Origin of the sequence: Pseudomonas sp. FSL R10-1339 (assembly GCF_009600545.1) — a bacterium.
Taxonomy (GTDB): domain Bacteria; phylum Pseudomonadota; class Gammaproteobacteria; order Pseudomonadales; family Pseudomonadaceae; genus Aquipseudomonas; species Aquipseudomonas bubulae.
Window position 1 is genome coordinate 1 of record NZ_WIVQ01000089.1, and the last position, 18,741, is coordinate 18,741.

The window sequence follows — 18,741 nt, forward strand, 5'->3', positions numbered from 1 at the left end:
GGGGGGCGGTTCGCCCGAGAAGCCGGTCGGCACCGTGTGGCTGGCGTGGGGCGCCGGCGACGAGGTATCCAGCGAGCGCAGGCACTTTGCAGGCAATCGCGATGAGGTGCGCCAGCAAACCGTGATTGCCGCTCTGGAAGGTTTAATACGCCGAACGGTACGAGAAATAAAAAATCAGGGGTAGGCGATCCTCTAACCCTGTGGAATAATACTGGCTACTTATACAGTTATCGGCCGTCGGGCCTTATTGATTACGAGAGGACTTTAATGGACGACAACAAGAAGAAAGCCTTGGCTGCGGCCCTGGGTCAGATCGAACGTCAATTCGGCAAGGGTGCCGTGATGCTGATGGGCGACCAGGAGCGTCAGGCAGTCCCGGCGATCTCCACCGGCTCGCTGGGTCTGGACATCGCACTGGGCATTGGCGGTCTGCCAAAAGGCCGTATTGTTGAAATCTACGGCCCTGAGTCGTCGGGTAAAACCACACTGACCCTGTCCGTGATTGCCCAGGCGCAAAAGGCCGGTGCTACCTGCGCTTTCGTCGATGCCGAGCACGCCCTTGACCCTGAATACGCTGCCAAACTGGGCGTAAACGTTGATGACCTGCTGGTTTCACAGCCTGACACCGGCGAACAGGCACTGGAAATCACCGATATGCTGGTGCGTTCCAATGCGGTTGACGTGATCATCATCGACTCCGTTGCTGCACTGACGCCAAAAGCTGAAATCGAAGGCGACATGGGCGATACCCACGTTGGCCTGCAAGCCCGTCTGATGTCGCAAGCGCTGCGTAAAATCACCGGTAACATCAAGAACGCCAACTGCCTGGTTATCTTCATTAACCAGATCCGCATGAAAATCGGCGTGATGTTCGGCAGCCCGGAAACCACCACCGGTGGTAACGCACTGAAGTTCTACGCTTCGGTACGTCTGGATATCCGCCGTACCGGCGCCGTAAAAGAAGGCGATGTGGTGGTGGGTAGCGAAACCCGCGTGAAAGTGGTCAAGAACAAGGTGGCACCACCGTTCCGTCAGGCTGAATTCCAGATCCTGTACGGCAAGGGTATCTACCTGAACGGTGAAATGATTGACCTGGGCGTACTGCATGGCTTTGTTGAAAAAGCTGGCGCCTGGTACAGCTACAACGGCAGCAAAATCGGTCAGGGCAAGGCCAACTCCGCCAAGTTCCTGGACGATAACCCGGACATCAAGGATGCGCTGGAGAAGCAGCTGCGTGAGAAGTTGCTCGGGCCAAAAACCGATGCCGAACTGGCAGAGCTGAAAGTCATGCCAAAAATGAGCAAGGCTGCCAAAGAAGCTGCAGCGCTGGCTGAAGCCGAAGAAATGGAAAACGCCACCGACGGCGATAACTGATCACTGCCATGATTGCCGTCCTGGATACCCCCGTCGCGGTGCGACGGACTGCAATGGACCTGCTCGCGCGACGCGAGCACGGTCGAGTCGAGCTGACGCGCAAGTTGCGTCAGCGCGGCGCTTGCCCCGACATGATCGACGCTGCCCTTGACCGTTTGACGGAAGAGGGGCTGTTGTCCGAGTCTCGTTACCTTGAAAGCTATATTAACTACCGTGCCGGTTCCGGTTATGGCCCTTTGCGAATTCGTGAAGAGCTTGGCCAGCGTGGGCTGGTGCGTGGAAATATAGAGGAGGCGTTGCGAGAATGCGGTTTCGACTGGCAAGAGCGACTGGAAGAGACCTGGCGCCGCAAGTTTTCCGGTCAGTTGCCTGCTGATGCAAAAGAGCGTGCCCGCCAGGGGCGCTTTTTGAGCTACCGCGGTTACCCGCTTGAAATGATCGGCCGCCTGTTAAGCGGCCGGGAGTTTGATGACTGACGCTGTTTGCGCTCGTACCCTGTAAGGTTCGGATTCAGTGGGCGCCACAAAACCTGTGGGAGCAGGCTTGCCTGCGAAGGCAGCAATGCGGTTTGCCTGCCAGATCGTGCTGCCTGCATCGCGAGCAAGCCCGCTCCCACAATACCAGCCCACTTACCAATTCCGGCTTAATCAGCCAGCGACTCGTGCATCTGCGCCGTAGGCGCATTATCAGTTGCAGCCCAGTTTTGCGGCAGGTTGATAAAGTCGACCAGTTCGCGCAGCCGTCCCTGATTGCGCCCGCTAAACGCAAAGCCCAGGCAGGTCAGGTGGTTGAGTTTTGGGTCGTCATGTTCAAAGTGGCAGTATTGCTCTTGATGGAAGCCATCACTCAGGCAGATATCGGCAAACGCCTGCTGTATCTCCTTGAGTGCCTGCACACTGACCGGCCGCTTCATGCGGATCACAAAAGTTTTGTTCAACCAGCGGCTTGAATGGAAGTTGCTGTAGAACTGGTTGATTTCAGCAAGGGCCTCTTCGGCGCTATGCACCAGGCGCATCAACTTCAAATCGTTGGGCAGGATGTACTGGTTGGCTTCCAGCTGGTTGTGAATAAAGTCCAGCGCCCCCTGCCAGAACTTGCCCCCCGGCACATCCAGTAAAACTACCGGCACCAACGGGGTTTTGCCCGTTTGCATCAGGGTCACTACTTCCAGCACTTCATCCAGCGTGCCAAAACCGCCCGGGCACATCACCAGAGCATCTGCTTCCTTGGTGAAAAACAGTTTGCGGGTAAAGAAAAAGTGAAACGCCAGAACATTGGGCGTGCCATTGATGGTGGGGTTGGCCCGTTGCTCGAACGGCAGGGTGATATTGAACCCCAAACTGTGAGCCAGGCCTGCACCTTCATGGGCGGCAGCCATGATGCCAGCGCCGCCGCCGGTAATGACCATCATGTCGGACTTGGCCAGCACGCTGCCCATTTCCCGTGCCAGGGCATAGAGCGGGTGTTCTACCGGGGTTCTGGCCGAGCCGAAGACCGTGACTTTGCGACGGCCCTTGAACTGCTCCAGGGTGCGAAAGGTTTTTTCCAGTTCGCGAATGGCTTGCAGGGTGATCTTGGCATTCCAGCGATCAAGGTCGTCATGGGCCATGCGTAATACGGTCAGCAGCATCTCGCGGTAAAGCGCCCGGTTAGGGCTGTCGGGTGCAACCCGCTGCAGTTGCTCGTCCACTTCTTGTGCAAGCTCAAGACCCTGCTCCTGGAAAAACAGCGTCAGGGAGTCATTGGATTGATCAGGCATGTATTTCTCCTTCTACGCAACATCCTTGAAAACGCCGCAACCTGAGCAGGCGCTGAGACACTGAGTGTCACAATGATGCTTCGATGATGGTCCTGAGATGTCTTGACTGGCAATAGCTAATTGCCTGACATACATGAAGTTTAGCGGAAGGAGGCAGGGCTGCAGAGCGGGGTCATACGCCGTACGGGGTACGGCGTGGCGGGGGATTTACTTTTTGCGCTGACAGTTTTCAGCGCGGAAATCCTGGATCAGGACCGGGCTGTTGGTTTTGTACTCCCTGAAGCTGTAGCGCAGCGTGGCGCCTTGAGCCATCAGGGTACGGAAACCTGCATTGCTGCACACGCTGCGACCCAGTTGCGGCACGGTCTCTTCTGGGTTGGAGCGCATCTGGGCGGCCAGTGTCGGGCTGGCTTCCAGGTTGTTGATCAGCACAGTGCCGTCTACCGTAAAGCCTTTATCCAGCAGGTCTGCATTGATTGCTCGCGGTTTGCCTTCATTACTTTTCTCTGCAACCTTGAGCAAGGTTTTGTTCAGCTCAAAATCCTTGAGAGAGGCTGCGTGTGCGGCCAGAGGCAGTGCAAGCATTAGAGCGACGGTCGGAATGATATGGCGCAGCATGAATCTCTCCTGATTTCAGTGACGCAGACTTGGACAGGCCATATATCTGTGCGTTCAGTGGCGCGGGAGTATAGGTCAGCATAGCCATGCAGGAAATGCCAAAGGTCATGGAATCGCGCCTCTGGTAAACTTGGCTCCTTTCTATTGTGAATCCGTTTATGCGCCAATTCTGGCGAATGGACGCTTGGCGCCTTTAAAGTAAAAATCATGACCCTGACGACCTTTTCCCCGAATGCTGTAGCCCGTTTACGAGACGAGCGTGAAGAGGAGAGCACCAAGCCCTACCTGGCCCGCGGCTCGCGGGCTCCGCGTTGCCATACCTGCCGTGTGATCGAAAGCCACTGCCTGTGCAGCTGGCGACCCCGGGTCGAGACACGTTCGGGGGTGTGTCTGGTCATGACTAAAAAGGAAGTGTTCAAGCCCAGCAATACCGGCTGGTTGATCGCAGATGTGGTCAAAGACAATTTTGCCTTTATCTGGTCACGCACTGAAACCGACGAAGCCTTGCTGGCGTTGCTGGCCGATCCACAATGGCAGCCGTATCTGGTGTTTCCCGGCGAGTACGTCGCGCCTGAGCGGGTAACGCACACGGTGGATCTGGACAGCAGCAAGCGTCCGTTGTTTATTCTGCTGGATGCCACCTGGACCGAAGCACGCAAGATTTTCCGCAAAAGCCCGTACTTCGACACCTTGCCGATTTTGAGCCTGCTGCCTGAGCGGCTTTCGCGTTACCGCTTGCGCCGCTCTACCCGCAGCGAGCATCTGTGTACCGCGGAAGTTGCCAGCCTGTGTCTTGAACTTGCCGGTGACTCCCAGGCCTCAAGTGCGCTGGATGCCTACTTCGATGTCTTCAGTCAGCATTATCTGGATGCCAAGAACCAGTTGCCGATCAATGAGTCCAGCGCAGCGCACCAGGAACTGGGCGTTTTTGTAAAAGACCTTCCCCAGAATCGGGCTCAATAGACTAAAGAAGTAGCGCTACAATTTTCCAACAGATGTAAGCGCGCAGCATGGCGGGTTTTTCGATGATGGCGCTCTAAGGGGTTCTACGTGGACCCGGGTGTCAGGTTTTCAGCTTGACCACCCTTGTTTCGCTGGGCATGCTTGGCGCCGATTCGGCTATCGCAGCTGTCAAAACACTTATATTTGCCGACGTTTCGCGTAAATCGCGCCCTTTGACGCACAGTCTTTGAGCTTTTGCTCGAGTTGCCTTAGCGAGTGCTGGAATTGATCAGTGCTCGCCTGAAAAACGGGATCATTTAAACAATGGCCACATACGAAATCCTGATTGCCGACGACCATCCACTGTTTCGCAGTGCCCTGCACCAGGCCGTGAGCCTGGGTCTGGGCTCTGATGTTCGCCTGGTAGAGGTCGCCAGTATTGCCGAGCTTGAAGCACAGCTGGCGGTAAAGGCAGATTGGGATCTGGTACTGCTCGATTTGAACATGCCGGGTGCTTACGGTTTCTCCGGCCTGGTGTTGTTGCGTGGCCAATACCCACAAATTCCGGTGGTGATGGTGTCGGCCCAGGAAGAAGCCTCGATCATGGTGCGTTCCCGCGAGTTCGGAGCCAGCGGATTTATTCCGAAATCCAGTTCGCTGGAAGACATCCAGAAGGCCGTACGTGCCGTACTGGATGGTGATGTGTCATGGCCGCCCCAGGCGTTTGAGGATGTTCAGGTCTCGGCCGAGGCCAAAGCGGCCAGCGAAGGGCTGGCCAGCCTGACGCCCCAGCAGTTCCGCGTGCTGACCATGGTCTGCGAAGGTTTGCTGAACAAGCAGATCGCTTATGAGCTAAGCGTTTCCGAGGCAACCATCAAGGCCCATGTTACGGCGATTTTCCGCAAGCTGGGGGTTCGCACTCGCACCCAGGCCGCGCTACTCTTGCAGCAACTTGAATCAATTTCGAGTCATTAATCTGCGAATCTTCACGCTTTTTTGACGAAGCGTGAACTAGCGTTCCCCTCTCATTTTTTGTGCAGTTGCCTATCTATGTCGCCTTTCAAGGGTAAAACCGGTTTTAAACGGATTTTGAATGCTGGCGGTTACTCGCTGGACGGTTTGCGCGCAGCCTTTACGGGCGAGGCGGCTTTTCGGCAGTTGGTGCTGCTCAACGTGATCCTGATCCCGCTGAGCTTCTTGCTAAATGTGAGCCGCGTAGAGCGCGCATTGCTGATCGCTGTGTGCCTGCTGGCATTGATTGTCGAGTTGTTGAACTCGGCCATTGAAGCGGTGGTTGACCGAATCTCCCTCGACCTGCACCCCTTGTCGAAAAACGCCAAGGACATGGGCAGCGCTGCCCAGTTTGTGGTGCTGACCATGATTGCCGTGGTGTGGGCAGTGATTCTGCTTTAAGCAATGGTTGGCAATACGATCTCGTCGCTGCGCTGAACCCCGGCGGTGAAGGCGCGGCACAGCTCCAGAAATTCGCGCATGGCGGATGTCTGATACTTCTTTTTGTGCCAGATAAAGAAGAACTGCCGGGCCAGATCCAGTTCAGGCGTTTCCACTGCCACCAGGCTGCCGCGCCTGAAAGCGTCACGCAACGCCAGGCGTGAAATGCAGCCAATGCCCAGCCCCGACTCAACGGCGCGCTTGATCGCTTCGGTGTGTTCCAGTTCCAGGCGAATATTGAGCGACGTTTGATGATGGCGCATGGCCTGGTCGAACGTCAGGCGAGTTCCCGAGCCTTGTTCGCGCAAAATCCAGGCTTCACGGGTCAGCTCGTCAAGTGTGGCGCGGCCACGAGCCGCCAGTGGATGCTGCGGGGCGCAAAACACCACCAGTTCATCCTCGACCCAGCTCTGCACTTCAATATCCGGGTGGGCGCAATCGCCTTCGATCAGACCCAGATCAATTTCGTAGTGGGCGACTTGTTGCACGATATGAGCCGTGTTCTGAACCACCAGCTTGACCTGACTTTCCGGGTGCGCCTGCATAAAGCTGCCGATCAGCAGGGTGGCCAGGTAGTTGCCGATGGTTAGTGTCGCGCCGACGGTCAATGAGCCAAAACCGGACTTGCCATTAAGCAGGTCTTCGATCTCCTTGGCCTGATCCAGTAATGCGACAGCCTGTGGCAGCAATTGCCGGCCCAGTGCGTTGAGACTCAAGCGCTTGCCGGCACGATCGAACAGCTGGCAGCTGGTCTGGCGCTCCAGTTCGGTGATCGAGGTACTGGCAGCAGATTGTGAAAGGGCCAACAAGCCGGCAGCGCGAGACACGCTCTCTTGTTGGGCGACGGCGACGAAAACCTGGAGTTGTCTGAGAGTAAATCGCATATCGATATAACCGATAACCCTTATCTTGATAATTCAGTTAACAGATATTGTCGCCGCCATTAGAATGCTGTGCAATCGCGCCCATAGTCAGCGCAGGCGAATTTAGGAGCCCCGTACATGAGCAACATGAACCACGAACGTGTCCTCAGTGTTCATCACTGGAACGACACCCTGTTCAGCTTCAAGTGTACCCGTGACCCGGGCTTGCGCTTCGAGAACGGTCAGTTCGTGATGATCGGCCTGCAACAGCCCAATGGCCGTCCGCTTATGCGTGCCTACTCGATTGCCAGCCCGAACTGGGAAGAGCATCTGGAGTTCTTCAGCATCAAGGTGCCTGATGGCCCGCTGACCTCCCAGTTGCAGCACTTGAAGGAAGGCGACGAGATCATCATCAGCAAAAAACCTACGGGGACGCTGGTGCTGGACGACTTGAAGCCGGGCAAGCATCTGTATCTGCTCAGCACCGGCACCGGTTTGGCGCCCTTTATGAGCGTTATCCAGGATCCGGAAACCTACGAGCGTTTCGAAAAAGTGATCCTGTGCCACGGTGTGCGTTACGTCAATGAAGTCGCTTACCGCGAATTCATTACCGAGCACCTGCCGCAGAACGAATTCTTCGGCGAAGCGCTGCGTGAAAAGCTGATCTACTACCCGACCGTGACCCGCGAGCCATTCGAGAATGAAGGCCGCCTGACCGACCTGATGCGCAGCGGCAAGCTGTTCAGCGATATCGGTCTGCCGCCGATCAACCCGCAGGACGACCGTGCCATGTTGTGCGGCAGCCCGAGCATGCTCGACGAGACCAGCGAAGTGCTTAACAGCTTCGGCCTGAAAGTTTCGCCACGCATGCGTGAGCCGGGTGATTACCTGATCGAGCGTGCTTTCGTCGAGAAGTAACAAACGCAGATCGATACAAATGTGGGAGCGGGCTTGCCCGCGATTGTGGAGTGCCAGCCACCGCATGGGTGACTGACAGGCCGTAATCGCGAGCAAGCCCGCTCCCACATTGCGTTTCAGGTCACGGCTTGGGAATCACCTCAAGCACACGGATCAAACCAGGCTCGGGGTAATGCCAGCGTACATCCAGATCCCAGAACTGCGCGCCGTATTCTCGTTCGGCTGTGGGCGTCTGGTAAGCAGGGCGTGGATCTTGCGCCAGGCATTGCTCGATCAGCTCCACCAGCGGCTCCTGAAGGCGCAGGGCTTCCCTGTGGGCCTGTTGCAGGGCGCTGTCGGCCCATTGCACGGGGATCAATACCGGTGCGGCGCTGGCCATGCCATTGCTGGCATCGCTGATGATATCGGCGTAGGGCACATAGGGTTTGATATCCAGAATCGGCGTGCCGTCGAGCAGGTCGATGCCGGAAATCCACAGGCGATTGGCTTCTACCTTGTCCAGCTTGACCACTGACTGGCCGATGCCGTTCGGGCGATGGGTGGCGCGGGTGGCAAACACGCCCATCGACTTGTTGCCGCCCAGGCGTGGCGGGCGCACCTTGAGGCGAGGCTTGTCTTCAAGTGCCTGATGAAACACAAACAGCAACCAGACATGGCTGACCTGCTCCAGGCCCTGCACCGCATCGCCCTGGTCAAAGGGTGCGACCAGTTCCAGCACGCCACGGGCGGCCGGTGCCAGTTGTGGCTGGCGCGGGATGGCGAACTTCTCCTTGAAGCAGGAGCGCACAAAGCCGATGGGGGAGACGGTGTAGGGCATGGGAGATATCGGGCTGGTGGGTCAGAACAGGCTCTTGTGGGAGCGGGCTTGCTTGCGATTCAGACGGCTCGGTCAATCTGAATCACTGCGGTGCTGCTATCGCGAGCAAGCCCGCTCCCACAGGAGGTGTGTTTTCAGTCGCGAACGCGCAGGGTCAGGCCCTTGAGGAAGTTGCGTAGCAACTGGTCGCCACAGGTGCGGTAGTTGGTGTGGCCGAACTTGCGGAACAGGGCGCTCAGCTCGGGCTTGGACACCGGGAAGCCCGCAGCCTTGAGGATGGCGTGCATGTCATCTTCCTTCAGCTCGAAGGCCACACGCAGTTTTTTCAGAATGATGTTGTTGGTCACCGGCAGCTCGACCGGCATTGGCGCACGGCTTTCGTCCTTGCCGCGCTTGAAGATCACCAGGCCATCCAGGAAGTGCGCCATCACGTCGTCAGGGCAACGTACAAAACCTTCTTCTTCGTCTTTTTTCAGGTAGGTCAGTACATCTTCCTTGGTAACTTCCAGGCCACCAAGCTTGATGATTTCGACAACCTTGTTGTCGCTGATGTCGAGCATGTAGCGCACGCTGCGCAGTACGTCGTTATGAATCATTTGGGTAATCCTGATATTCAGCAGTGAGCACCGCAGGCATTGCTGCGGTGTCGAAATGTTCGGGGTAGGGCTGTAAGTCGTTAGAACTTTTCTTTGGCGCTCATATAGCGCCATTGGCCTACGGGCAATTTGCCCATCGAAACGCCGCCGATACGAATCCGGCGCATGGAAATCACGGTCAGGCCTACCGCCTGGCAGAACAGGGCAATCACACCTGGTTGCGGATTTTTCATCGCAAAACGCAGGCGGTTTTCACTCTGCCAGCTGGCCTTGACCGCAGGCAGCTCGCGACCCTTGTAGGTCATGCCGTGGTTGAGACGGTTCAGACCGTGGGGGGCCATTTCGCCAGAGACCTCGACCACGTATTCCTGCTCGATCTTGCTGGCATCGGCCGTCAGCTTGCGCACGATCTTCCAGTCCTGGGTAAACACCAGCAGGCCGCTGGCGTTGGCTTGCAGCTCATTGCCAACGCTCAGGCGCAGGAAGTGGCCCTTGAGCGGGCGCTTGCCGAAGCGGTGTTCTTCGCTCAGGGTGTCCGGGCCGATCAACGCCATGGCGCTGTCGGTATCCAGGCCCGCCGGGGCGTTGAGCAAAATGGTCACAGGCTCGGGCGCGGTGGCCTTGGCTTCAGGGTCCAGCTCGACTTTCTGGTTGTCGACCTTGAACTGTGGCTCGTCGATGACTTCGCCATCTACCGTGACCCAGCCACCTTCAATGAACAGTTCGGCCTCACGGCGGGAGCAGCCGACGAGTTCGATGAGGCGTTTGGAGAGACGTATCGGTTCAGACATGACAGGGGCCGTAAAGGAATTGGGCGGCTATTGTACCCGCCTGGCGCCGGTTAAGCCCGGCAACATTTGCCTTATGCACGTGCTGGGCGTTTATACCGCAGGTGCAGCAGGGGATAGGGCTGGCCCATGCCGTCTTTTTCGCAGCGGCCGATCACCTCAAACCCCTGTTTGAGGTAAAAGCCGATGGCTTGCGAGTTTTGCTCATTGACGTCGAGGCGTTCAGCATTCAGTTCATTGATGGCGAACATTAACAGGCATTTGCCGATGCCTTGCCCCCGGTAATCCGGGTGAACAAACAGCATTTCAACCTTGCCGGCCGCGACTCCGGCAAAGCCGGTAATGCGTTTGCTGACCGGGTCCTTGCAGCAGATCAGCATGACGGCGTCCAGATATTGGTCTTTGACCAGGCCGCGCAGAAGTTGAATATAGCTGTCAGGTAAAAAATCATGGGTGGCACGAACAGATGCTTCCCATACGTCGGTTAGTTCGGCGAAGTCCGTAAGACGTGGGGTATGAATGACCCATTGTTGTTGCATCGAGCGTGTCTCCTGACACAGGTGTGGAAGGCAATGGGTTTACGATAGCCGTAAAAAAAGCCCTGGCGCGAGAGCGGCAGGGCTTTTTGCGAGGCAGTCGCGAATTAGATCACTTCAGCCCACAGGTCATATTCGTCGGCGTCGGTGACGCGGCACATGATCTTGTCACCCGGCTTGATATCTTTTTCGGTCGCAATAAATACGTTGCCGTCGATTTCCGGGGCATCGAAGAAGCAGCGGCCTACAGCGCCTTGCTCGTCGACTTCATCGATCAGGACTTCGATTTCCTTGCCGATCTTCATCTGCAGGCGTGCTGCGCTGATGGCCTGTTGATGGGCCATAAAGCGATCCCAGCGATCCTGTTTGACGTCGTCTGGCACGATGGCCGCGTCCAGCAGGTTGGCAGGTGCTCCTTCTACCGGCGAGTACTGGAAGCAACCCACGCGATCCAGTTGAGCTTCGGTCAGCCAGTCGAGCAGGTACTGGAAGTCTTCTTCGGTTTCACCCGGGAAGCCGACGATAAAGGTCGAACGGATGATCAGTTCCGGGCAGATTTCACGCCAGTTCTTGATCCGGGCCAGGGTCTTGTCTTCAAACGCCGGGCGTTTCATGGCCTTGAGCACTTTCGGGCTGGCGTGCTGGAACGGGATGTCCAGATACGGCAGGATTTTGCCGGCGGCCATCAGCGGGATCAGTTCGTCAACGTGCGGGTACGGGTAAACGTAGTGCAGACGCACCCATACGCCCAGAGAGCTCAAGGCTTCGCACAGCTCGGTCATGCGCGTCTTGACCGGAGCACCGTTCCAGAAGCCGGTGCGGTATTTGACGTCAACGCCGTAGGCGCTGGTGTCCTGGGAAATCACCAGCAGCTCTTTGACGCCGGCCTTGACCAGGCGCTGGGCTTCGTCGAGCACGTCACCCACCGGGCGGCTGACCAGCTTGCCGCGCATCGACGGGATGATGCAGAAGCTGCAGCTGTGGTTGCAGCCTTCGGAAATCTTCAAGTAGGCGTAGTGACGTGGCGTCAGCTTGATGCCCTGTGGCGGCACCAGGTCGATCAGCGGGTTGTGATCCTGGCGCGGCGGCACCACCTGGTGCACGGCGTTGACTACCTGCTCGTACTGCTGCGGGCCGGTCACGGCCAGTACGCTTGGGTGCACGTCGCGGATATTGCCTTCTTCGACACCCATGCAGCCGGTCACGATGACCTTGCCGTTTTCCTTGATGGCTTCGCCGATCACTTCCAGGGATTCGGCCTTGGCGCTGTCGATAAAGCCGCAGGTGTTGACCACCACGACGTCGGCGTCCTGATAGGTTGAGACGACGTCATAGCCTTCCATGCGCAGTTGCGTAAGGATGCGCTCGGAGTCGACCAGTGCTTTCGGGCAACCCAGGGAAACAAAGCCAACCTTTGGGTTGGCTGGCTTGGTGGTAACGGTGGACATGGCGAACCTCGGTATGTAGTGACGTTACATGCCCGTAAAGGCTGCACGACGAACGGGCGCTTATTGCGCCTCTGATCAAAAAAAGTGCGCAATTTTAGCTATGGTCAACGCACTTGACCAGCGTTATACGGGGATTTGCGACGAGTGCTGCGCTATGCTGCGCGCCGTTGCGAAAGCAGGGTTTTTAACTAACGTGATTTTGTAGGCAGGAGCCGTAGCTAACACTCGGGAAATCAGCGCATGCTGCTGATCAAATGTAGCGCAAGCCATTAAGAAACGCGGTCAATGGTCGTAGGAGTGGTTGATGGGGCAGGCAAGCAGTCAGGCGGCAGAAGACGGTCACTCGAAGGCCAAGCCTATCGGGATGCTGGTTGCAGCGGTCGGAGTGGTGTACGGCGATATTGGTACCAGCCCGTTGTACACCCTGAAAGAGGTGTTTTCCGGCGGCTATGGTGTGCAGGTCAACCATGACGGTGTCTTCGGTATTTTGGCGCTGATCCTTTGGTCGCTGATCTGGGTGGTCTCGATCAAGTACGTGCTGTTTATCCTGCGCGCCGACAACGAAGGGGAGGGTGGCATCATGGCCCTGACCGCACTGGCCAGGCGTGCGGCGTCGCCTTATCCGAAGTTGCGTTCGGTGCTGGTGATCCTGGGGTTGATCGGTGCGGCACTGTTTTACGGCGATAGCATGATTACCCCGGCGATCTCGGTGCTATCCGCCGTAGAAGGGCTTGAGCTGGCATTCGACGGCCTGGAGCATTGGGTCGTGCCGCTGGCCTTGATTGTGCTGGTGCTGCTGTTTTTGATTCAGCGCCATGGCACGGCCAGTATCGGCAAGCTGTTCGGGCCAGTCATGGTGGTGTGGTTTGTGGTGCTGGGCGGCCTGGGGATCCACGGTATCGTTCAGCACCCTGAAGTGCTCAATGCGCTGAACCCGCTATGGGGCGTGCGGTTCTTTGTTTCTCACCCGGGCATGGGCGTTGCCATTCTGGGTGCCGTGGTGCTGGCGCTGACCGGCGCCGAGGCACTGTATGCCGATATGGGCCACTTTGGTCGCAAGCCGATTGCCCGGGCCTGGTTCATCCTGGTGTTGCCCGCGCTGGTGCTCAACTACTTTGGCCAGGGCGCCTTGCTGCTGGAAAATCCTGAGGCGGCGCGCAACCCGTTCTATCTGCTGGCGCCGGCCTGGGCGTTGATACCTTTGGTCGGGCTGGCCACGCTGGCGACGGTGATTGCCTCCCAGGCCGTGATTTCCGGAGCCTTCTCCCTGACCCATCAGGCAATTCAGCTGGGTTATATCCCGCGCATGCATATCCAGCACACCTCAAGCGCCGAACAGGGCCAGATCTACATTGACGCGGTGAACTGGTCGCTGATGGTCGGGGTGATTTTGCTGGTGCTGGGCTTTGAGTCTTCGGGTGCCCTGGCTTCGGCTTATGGGGTGGCGGTCACAGGGACCATGCTGATTACCAGTATTCTGGTGTCGGCAGTGATGTTGCTGTTGTGGAAGTGGCCACCTGTTCTGGCCGTGCCTGTGTTGATCGGCTTTTTGCTGGTGGACGGTCTGTTCTTTATTGCCAACGTGCCGAAAATCTTCCAGGGCGGGGCGTTTCCGGTGCTGGCGGGCATAGTGCTGTTTGTCCTGATGACCACCTGGCGCCGCGGCAAGCAACTACTGGTGGATCGTCTTGACGAAAGCGCGCTGCCACTGCCGCTGTTTATCAGCAGCATCCGGGTACAGCCGCCGCATCGGGTGAAGGGGACGGCGGTGTTTCTGACCGCGCGCCCGGATGCCGTGCCTCATGCGCTGTTGCACAACTTGCTGCACAACCAGGTGCTGCACGAGCAGGTGGTATTGCTCACGGTGGTCAACGAAGACTCGCCGCGAGTGCCCGCTTCGCGACGGTTCGAGGTGGACGCCTATGGTGACGGGTTCTTCCGGGTGATCCTGCACTTTGGCTTTATGGATGAACCGGATGTGCCTGAGGCGCTGAAGCTGTGCCATCTTGATGAGCTGGATTTCAGCCCGATGCGCACCACTTACTTCCTTAGCCGTGAGACAGTGATTACCTCCAAACTGGTGGGTATGGCGCGTTGGCGTGAAGCCTTGTTCGCCTTTATGCTCAAGAATGCCAACAGCAACCTGCGCTTCTTCAAGCTGCCGGTTAACCGGGTGATTGAGCTGGGGACGCAGGTCGAGATGTAAACCCGTCCAGGCGCAATAAAAAAGCCCCGGCTCGCGAGAGTCGGGGCTTTTTTGGTTAAGCCGGGGCCTGTAACTGTGGGAGCGGGCTTGCTCGCGATGCAGGCGGCTCGGTGTATCTGGTAGATCGAGTCGTTGCTATCGCGGGCAAGCCCGCTCCCACAAAGGCTGACTTATTGGGCCGTCGCCTGATGTTTCTTGATCAGGTCCACCAGGCGCTGGGCGAGGGCCGGGTAATTCTCGTCGAAGTGATGGCCGCCGGGCAGCTTGAGGCTTTCGCCGACTGCGGTCTTGGCAGTGCAGCCGCTTTCATCGACTTCTTCTGCGCCATAGATGCACACCACTTTACTGGCTGGCAGCTTGGACATTTCTTCGCCGGTATCCGCTTCTGCGCCAGCCTTGCCCAGCCAGCCATCGACATGGATCTCAAAACTGCCGCTGCGGGCAAAGGCCAGCAGCATGATCGAGTCGACACGCTTTTGCTCCGCTTCAGGCAGGCGGTTGTAGGTGGCCGGCAAAACATCTGCACCAAACGAATAGCCCACCAGCACAAAGCGCTGGGTGCCCCATTTTTGCCGGTAGTGCTGCATCAGCTCGGTGAGGTCGGTGGCGCTTTGCTCGGGGGTCTTGTGCTGCCAGTAGTAGCGCAGCATGTCGATACCCACCACCGGGTAGCCGATCTTGGCCATCTCGCCCGCCACGTCACGGTCCAGATCCCGCCAGCCTCCATCACCGGAGAGGAACAGGGTCACGGTGCTGTTTTGCTGGCCGGCAGGTACTTCGACCACCGGCATGCTCAGCCCGCCGTTTTCATCGCCCACCAGGATTTTGCGCAGCTCGTTGCTCAGGACTTGTGGGTAGTGAATGTCGTAGTCGCTGATGCTGGTCTGCGCATTCGGTTGATCGCGTACAAAAGCCGCGCTCGGGTCATCAGGGTTGTCGTTCCAGGCCACCAGCCAGTTACCGTGGGTGGCAGTTTTCGGAACGGGCAGTGTGCAGCCGGGTTCTTCCAGCTTGAAACCCACCGATACGGCTTGCGCCTTGTCGTTGGTTTGCGCGGCCAGCCAGCGCCAGGCCAGAGTGGCCCCAGGGCCTATGCCGCTGACCAGGGTTGCAGGCCCCTTGAGCTGCTGTAGCGCGGTTTGCAGTGCTTGCTGTTGCAGGGTGCAGTCGTCTTTGGGCAGGATCACTTGCACCAGTTGCGCCTTGCCTGCGCGGCTGAGGGCCATGAGTTGCTTGTCGTTCAGGGCTTCTTCGGCCGGAGTGGCAATCACCACCCGGGCCTGGGCTCTCTGTCCGGGTGTGACCCTGGTCAGGGTCGAGCCATCGCTCTGGCCCAGGTGTTCAATCGTCGGTTCCGGAGCCGGGCGATTCCACCACCAATAGCCGCCTGCTGCCAGGGCGACCAGAACTATCAAGGCAAGCAACAAAAACCGCCAGGAACGATGTTTCATTAACGTTTCACCAATCCAGTCAAGCCGCCTGCAATCAGGGCGGCGGTATCAGCCAGTGCCACCAGCGGATCAAGTCCGGCGGGTACGGCCATATAACGAGGTTCCCAGTCGGGCTGGAATTTGTCTTTAAAGCGACGCAAACCCTGGAAGTTGTACAGGTGCTCGCCGCGCTGGAACAGCATCGAACCCAAACGTTGGGTCAAGGGTGCGCCGCGACGCGGTTGCAGGCCGGACAGAGGTACCATTCCCAGGCTGAAACGGGCGTATCCATGCTTTTTATAATGCTGAATCAGGCCGACCATCATGAATTCCATGGTCAGTTTCGGCGCGTCCGGGTGGGCACGCATCAGGTCGAGGCTCGACAGCTCATGGCTGTGGGTCTCAAGCAGGTTGGCAAAGGCCACCGGCTTGCCTTCAAAGCGAATGATCGCGATGCGAAAGTGCTTGATGTAGTCCTCGCTGAAGCGCCCGAGTGAGAAGCCTTTTTCCCGCACATTCTTGCCGGTGAGCCAGGCGTCGGAAATGACCTTGAGCTCATCCATTGGTGCCTCACCCGGTTCGTGGATTTCCAGTGATAGGCCGTCACGGGTGCCACGGTTCCAGGTGTAGCGCAGGTCCTTCATCTCTTTGCCCTTGGCTTCGAGATCAAAGCGGTGCAAGTCGACCCGGGCTTCTTCACCGAGCTTGATCGCGGTCAGGCCGATGTCCATATAGAACGGCAGGTTCTCGGCGCGTACCTGATAGAACACGGGGCGGGCATGGACGGTGTCGCACAGGTCGCGAAACTGCCAGATCAACTCGGCACGTTGCTGGGGCGGTCCGATCGGGTCGTACAGCGCCACCAGGCTGCGCCCGCGGCGAGCGTACATCAGGAAGGCGTTGTCGTCGGGGTGGAACAGCAAGGCCTTATCGCCGGTCAGTGCGAGGCCGCCGTCGGGCTGGTCGGAGGCAAGGATGATCTTGCCGGCCTTTTCCAGTTCGGTGGCATCGGGCAGGTGGATCACCGGGCGGGCGGTGCGCAGCAACCAGGTCAGGGATACGACCACCAGCAGTACCGCGGCACCCAGCAGCGAGCGCAGGCCCCGTGGTGCGTCCGAGTCAAGGGTGAACTGCCACCACAGTTGATGGCTATAAGGAACGTCCTGATAGGCGAACAACAGCAACCAGATCGAGGCGCCCAGTACGCAGACACTGGCCACCAGATATAGCGGTGAAAAGGGCAGTTCGGTCAGGCGGCTCGGGCGGTAGAAAGAGCGGCGGAACAGGCCCAGCAGGCTGGCGGTGAGAACCAGGATAGTGGCTTCCTCCCAGTCGAAGCCTTTCAGCAGGGACAGCACGGCGCCGACCAGCAACAGGATAGTGGTCAGCATCCAGGCGGCGGACAGGCGGCGGCGCAAGCCCTGGGCCAAAAGCAGGCAGAGCACGCCGATCAGGCTGGCGCCAAAGTGCGAAGCGTCGACCAGGCGATGGGGGATCAGAAAACCGATGTGTTCGAGGCGCGTGTCGATTTCCGGTGTGGCACCGGAGAACAGCAAAACCACGCCGGACATGAATACCAGCACGGCCAGTACCGGAGCGGCCAGGCCTGACGCAACCCGCAGGCTTTGGCGGGTGTGAATCAGGCGCTGAGCTTCGGTCATCAGCAGCATCAGGCAGGCAATCAGCAGCGGCAGAATCACATAGATCATGCGATACAGCAGCAGGGCTGCCGCCAATGGTGCGGCGCCGAGCTTGTCGGCGAAGGCTGCCAGCAAGATTGCCTCAAACACCCCGACACCGCCGGGGACGTGGCTGAGCACGCCGGCCGCCAGGGCCAGCAGGTAAACGAGCATAAATGCGCCGAAGGGCGGTGCTTCAGGCAACAGCAGATAGAGCACCGTGGCGGCGGCCGCGACGTCCAGAGCGGTAATGACCAGTTGCAGCAAGGTCAGGCGCGCACTTGGCAGGCGCAATGTGCGGCGCCCGGCCTTGACCAGCAGGTTGTCCGGGATCGGCTGCTCGGGCAGGCGTCGGCGGTAGATTCCTATTGCCAGCAAGGCAAACAGGGCCAGCACCGCAAAAGCGATAGCACCCAATATCCAGGCCGGGATATGCAGGGCGGCGGAGGCTGCGGGCAAATTGCTCAATGTGGCCAGTGCCGCCAGCGGTGGCAGGGCGCAGCCCAGCGATAGGCTGGCAAACAGAGTCATATGGGCGACTTCTGACGCCCCCGCGCCATACCGGGCATAAAGGCGATACCGCACAGAGCCGCCGGACAGCAGCGACAGGCCGATGGCATTGCCAATGGCAAAGGCGGTAAAGCCGCCCAGTGCCAGGGTTTTGGGTGGCAGTTTTACCCCCGCATAGCGGCTGGCTGACCACTCATAACCGAGCAGGATGATAAAACCCGCGGCAGTCGCAGCCACGGCACCGAAGAGGGCGGGCTTGGGAACTTCGAGGATCGAGTCATGCAGGGCGTACAGGTCAAGTTCGCTTAACAGATGGCGACACGCAATCAGTGCTATTGCAAATAACAGCAGCGTGAGCGCGAGCCCAATGGGCTGGCGATACTTGCTCAGCAAATCCAGACAGCGCAAACGGGTCGCGGCTATGGGGTGGGCTGCTGTAACGGCTTCTTTGGGTTCTGGCGAGTTATCGGGCATCAATCACCTCGTGGATCGTGCGCGATAGGATGGAGGCATAGGCTCAAGTTACCAATCCTTTTGGTCAAAATATTTCTAAATGTGTTCAGCCGTTTGCCTGAGGTTCAGGATTGGTCTGAGAAAAAAGGGTAATTGTTGGCGGACAGCATAGATGAACGGACTTTCAGAAATATGACGTTTAATGTCAATAAACGCTTGCCCCTGACTTTTCGAGCGCGCACAAAAAAGGCCACTCTTTCGAGTAGCCTTTTTTGATGTTTGGTTGCGGGAGCCGGATTTGAACCGACGACCTTCGGGTTATGAGCCCGACGAGCTACCAGACTGCTCCATC

At 58.2% G+C, this 18,741-nt stretch carries 18 protein-coding genes; 8 read left to right on the forward strand and 10 right to left on the reverse strand.

Annotation, left to right across the window (positions count from 1 at the left end):
• From GHO03_RS19570 to recX, 3 genes are all read left to right on the forward strand, one after another.
• A partial coding sequence (locus GHO03_RS19570; protein WP_178110340.1) for a CinA family protein occupies nucleotides 1-184 on the forward strand: 184 nt, incomplete at its 5' end.
• Nucleotides 185-267: 83 nt separating this feature from the next.
• Nucleotides 268-1,374 carry a recombinase RecA gene (recA, locus tag GHO03_RS19575; protein ID WP_016779767.1) on the forward strand — a complete coding sequence of 369 codons (1,107 nt, stop codon included), beginning with the start codon at nucleotides 268-270 and terminating at the stop codon, nucleotides 1,372-1,374.
• 8 nt (nucleotides 1,375-1,382) lie between these two features.
• A complete protein-coding gene (recX, locus tag GHO03_RS19580) occupies nucleotides 1,383-1,850 on the forward strand; it encodes a recombination regulator RecX (RefSeq protein ID WP_153400382.1) in 468 nt (155 codons plus the stop codon).
• A gap of 167 nt (nucleotides 1,851-2,017) precedes the next feature.
• Here recX and GHO03_RS19585 read toward each other — a convergent pair whose 3' ends face one another.
• Together GHO03_RS19585 and GHO03_RS19590 are read right to left on the reverse strand one after the other, a co-directional pair.
• Nucleotides 2,018-3,133: a TIGR00730 family Rossman fold protein gene (locus tag GHO03_RS19585; protein ID WP_095003019.1), complete on the reverse strand. Its 1,116-nt coding sequence runs from the start codon at nucleotides 3,131-3,133 to the stop codon at nucleotides 2,018-2,020.
• A 207-nt stretch (nucleotides 3,134-3,340) separates the two neighbouring features.
• Nucleotides 3,341-3,751, reverse strand: coding sequence for a PA3611 family quorum-sensing-regulated virulence factor (locus GHO03_RS19590; RefSeq protein WP_095003020.1), 411 nt, complete (start codon nucleotides 3,749-3,751; stop codon nucleotides 3,341-3,343).
• Nucleotides 3,752-3,958: 207 nt separating this feature from the next.
• On the opposite strand from GHO03_RS19590, the gene GHO03_RS19595 reads away from it, so the two are divergent.
• The 3 genes from GHO03_RS19595 (at nucleotide 3,959) to GHO03_RS19605 (ending at nucleotide 6,106) form a co-directional block, all read left to right on the forward strand.
• Nucleotides 3,959-4,714, forward strand: a complete 756-nt coding sequence (locus tag GHO03_RS19595; RefSeq protein WP_095003021.1) for a tRNA-uridine aminocarboxypropyltransferase — start codon at nucleotides 3,959-3,961, stop codon at nucleotides 4,712-4,714.
• Between the two features lie 303 nt (nucleotides 4,715-5,017).
• Nucleotides 5,018-5,668, forward strand: coding sequence for a response regulator transcription factor ErdR (gene erdR / locus GHO03_RS19600; protein ID WP_095003022.1), 651 nt, complete (start codon nucleotides 5,018-5,020; stop codon nucleotides 5,666-5,668).
• 75 nt (nucleotides 5,669-5,743) lie between these two features.
• Nucleotides 5,744-6,106 carry a diacylglycerol kinase gene (locus GHO03_RS19605; RefSeq protein WP_016779774.1) on the forward strand — a complete coding sequence of 121 codons (363 nt, stop codon included), beginning with the start codon at nucleotides 5,744-5,746 and terminating at the stop codon, nucleotides 6,104-6,106.
• Here GHO03_RS19605 and GHO03_RS19610 read toward each other — a convergent pair.
• Nucleotides 6,103-7,029, reverse strand: a complete 927-nt coding sequence (locus tag GHO03_RS19610; protein WP_095003023.1) for a LysR family transcriptional regulator — start codon at nucleotides 7,027-7,029, stop codon at nucleotides 6,103-6,105. The genes GHO03_RS19605 and GHO03_RS19610 overlap by 4 nt on opposite strands.
• A gap of 117 nt (nucleotides 7,030-7,146) precedes the next feature.
• Here GHO03_RS19610 and fpr point away from each other — a divergent pair, with 117 nt between their 5' ends.
• Nucleotides 7,147-7,926 (forward strand): ferredoxin-NADP reductase, encoded by a 780-nt coding sequence (fpr, locus tag GHO03_RS19615; RefSeq protein WP_019827846.1) that lies wholly within the window; start codon nucleotides 7,147-7,149, stop codon nucleotides 7,924-7,926.
• A gap of 121 nt (nucleotides 7,927-8,047) precedes the next feature.
• Here fpr and tsaA read toward each other — a convergent pair whose 3' ends face one another.
• The 5 genes from tsaA to rimO form a co-directional block, all read right to left on the reverse strand.
• Nucleotides 8,048-8,743, reverse strand: coding sequence for a tRNA (N6-threonylcarbamoyladenosine(37)-N6)-methyltransferase TrmO (tsaA, locus tag GHO03_RS19620; RefSeq protein WP_095019814.1), 696 nt, complete (start codon nucleotides 8,741-8,743; stop codon nucleotides 8,048-8,050).
• 134 nt (nucleotides 8,744-8,877) lie between these two features.
• On the reverse strand, nucleotides 8,878-9,339 hold the full coding sequence (locus tag GHO03_RS19625; RefSeq protein WP_095003025.1) for a DUF1456 family protein: 462 nt from the start codon (nucleotides 9,337-9,339) through the stop codon (nucleotides 8,878-8,880).
• An 80-nt stretch (nucleotides 9,340-9,419) separates the two neighbouring features.
• Nucleotides 9,420-10,130 carry an rRNA pseudouridine synthase gene (locus GHO03_RS19630; protein ID WP_095003026.1) on the reverse strand — a complete coding sequence of 237 codons (711 nt, stop codon included), beginning with the start codon at nucleotides 10,128-10,130 and terminating at the stop codon, nucleotides 9,420-9,422.
• Nucleotides 10,131-10,201: 71 nt separating this feature from the next.
• Nucleotides 10,202-10,666 carry a GNAT family N-acetyltransferase gene (locus GHO03_RS19635; RefSeq protein ID WP_095019816.1) on the reverse strand — a complete coding sequence of 155 codons (465 nt, stop codon included), beginning with the start codon at nucleotides 10,664-10,666 and terminating at the stop codon, nucleotides 10,202-10,204.
• 104 nt (nucleotides 10,667-10,770) lie between these two features.
• Nucleotides 10,771-12,111, reverse strand: coding sequence for a 30S ribosomal protein S12 methylthiotransferase RimO (gene rimO, locus GHO03_RS19640; RefSeq protein WP_086795996.1), 1,341 nt, complete (start codon nucleotides 12,109-12,111; stop codon nucleotides 10,771-10,773).
• A gap of 304 nt (nucleotides 12,112-12,415) precedes the next feature.
• Here rimO and GHO03_RS19645 point away from each other — a divergent pair, with 304 nt between their 5' ends.
• Nucleotides 12,416-14,317: a potassium transporter Kup gene (locus GHO03_RS19645; RefSeq protein ID WP_153400383.1), complete on the forward strand. Its 1,902-nt coding sequence runs from the start codon at nucleotides 12,416-12,418 to the stop codon at nucleotides 14,315-14,317.
• A 170-nt stretch (nucleotides 14,318-14,487) separates the two neighbouring features.
• Here GHO03_RS19645 and GHO03_RS19650 read toward each other — a convergent pair whose 3' ends face one another.
• Complete coding sequence (locus GHO03_RS19650; RefSeq protein WP_095019817.1) at nucleotides 14,488-15,768, reverse strand: virulence factor family protein; 1,281 nt, start codon at nucleotides 15,766-15,768, stop codon at nucleotides 14,488-14,490.
• Nucleotides 15,768-18,410, reverse strand: coding sequence for a bifunctional lysylphosphatidylglycerol flippase/synthetase MprF (gene mprF, locus GHO03_RS19655; protein ID WP_133144851.1), 2,643 nt, complete (start codon nucleotides 18,408-18,410; stop codon nucleotides 15,768-15,770). Before mprF ends, GHO03_RS19650 begins: the two co-directional genes overlap by 1 nt.
• Nucleotides 18,411-18,741: the final 331 nt, after the last annotated feature.

Bases quoted from the DNA above. Each gene is read 5' to 3' on its own strand.
- GHO03_RS19645 (WP_153400383.1), top strand. From the start codon at position 12,416: ATGGGGCAGGCAAGCAGTCAGGCGGCAGAAGACGGTCACTCGAAGGCC.
- GHO03_RS19605 (WP_016779774.1), top strand. From the start codon at position 5,744: ATGTCGCCTTTCAAGGGTAAAACCGGTTTTAAACGGATTTTGAATGCT.
- fpr (WP_019827846.1), top strand. From the start codon at position 7,147: ATGAGCAACATGAACCACGAACGTGTCCTCAGTGTTCATCACTGGAAC.
- erdR (WP_095003022.1), top strand. From the start codon at position 5,018: ATGGCCACATACGAAATCCTGATTGCCGACGACCATCCACTGTTTCGC.
- GHO03_RS19590 (WP_095003020.1), bottom strand. From the start codon at position 3,751: ATGCTGCGCCATATCATTCCGACCGTCGCTCTAATGCTTGCACTGCCT.
- GHO03_RS19625 (WP_095003025.1), bottom strand. From the start codon at position 9,339: ATGATTCATAACGACGTACTGCGCAGCGTGCGCTACATGCTCGACATC.
- GHO03_RS19585 (WP_095003019.1), bottom strand. From the start codon at position 3,133: ATGCCTGATCAATCCAATGACTCCCTGACGCTGTTTTTCCAGGAGCAG.
- GHO03_RS19595 (WP_095003021.1), top strand. From the start codon at position 3,959: ATGACCCTGACGACCTTTTCCCCGAATGCTGTAGCCCGTTTACGAGAC.
- GHO03_RS19610 (WP_095003023.1), bottom strand. From the start codon at position 7,029: ATGCGATTTACTCTCAGACAACTCCAGGTTTTCGTCGCCGTCGCCCAA.
- recA (WP_016779767.1), top strand. From the start codon at position 268: ATGGACGACAACAAGAAGAAAGCCTTGGCTGCGGCCCTGGGTCAGATC.
- recX (WP_153400382.1), top strand. From the start codon at position 1,383: ATGATTGCCGTCCTGGATACCCCCGTCGCGGTGCGACGGACTGCAATG.
- GHO03_RS19650 (WP_095019817.1), bottom strand. From the start codon at position 15,768: ATGAAACATCGTTCCTGGCGGTTTTTGTTGCTTGCCTTGATAGTTCTG.
- GHO03_RS19635 (WP_095019816.1), bottom strand. From the start codon at position 10,666: ATGCAACAACAATGGGTCATTCATACCCCACGTCTTACGGACTTCGCC.
- tsaA (WP_095019814.1), bottom strand. From the start codon at position 8,743: ATGCCCTACACCGTCTCCCCCATCGGCTTTGTGCGCTCCTGCTTCAAG.
- GHO03_RS19630 (WP_095003026.1), bottom strand. From the start codon at position 10,130: ATGTCTGAACCGATACGTCTCTCCAAACGCCTCATCGAACTCGTCGGC.
- mprF (WP_133144851.1), bottom strand. From the start codon at position 18,410: ATGCCCGATAACTCGCCAGAACCCAAAGAAGCCGTTACAGCAGCCCAC.
- rimO (WP_086795996.1), bottom strand. From the start codon at position 12,111: ATGTCCACCGTTACCACCAAGCCAGCCAACCCAAAGGTTGGCTTTGTT.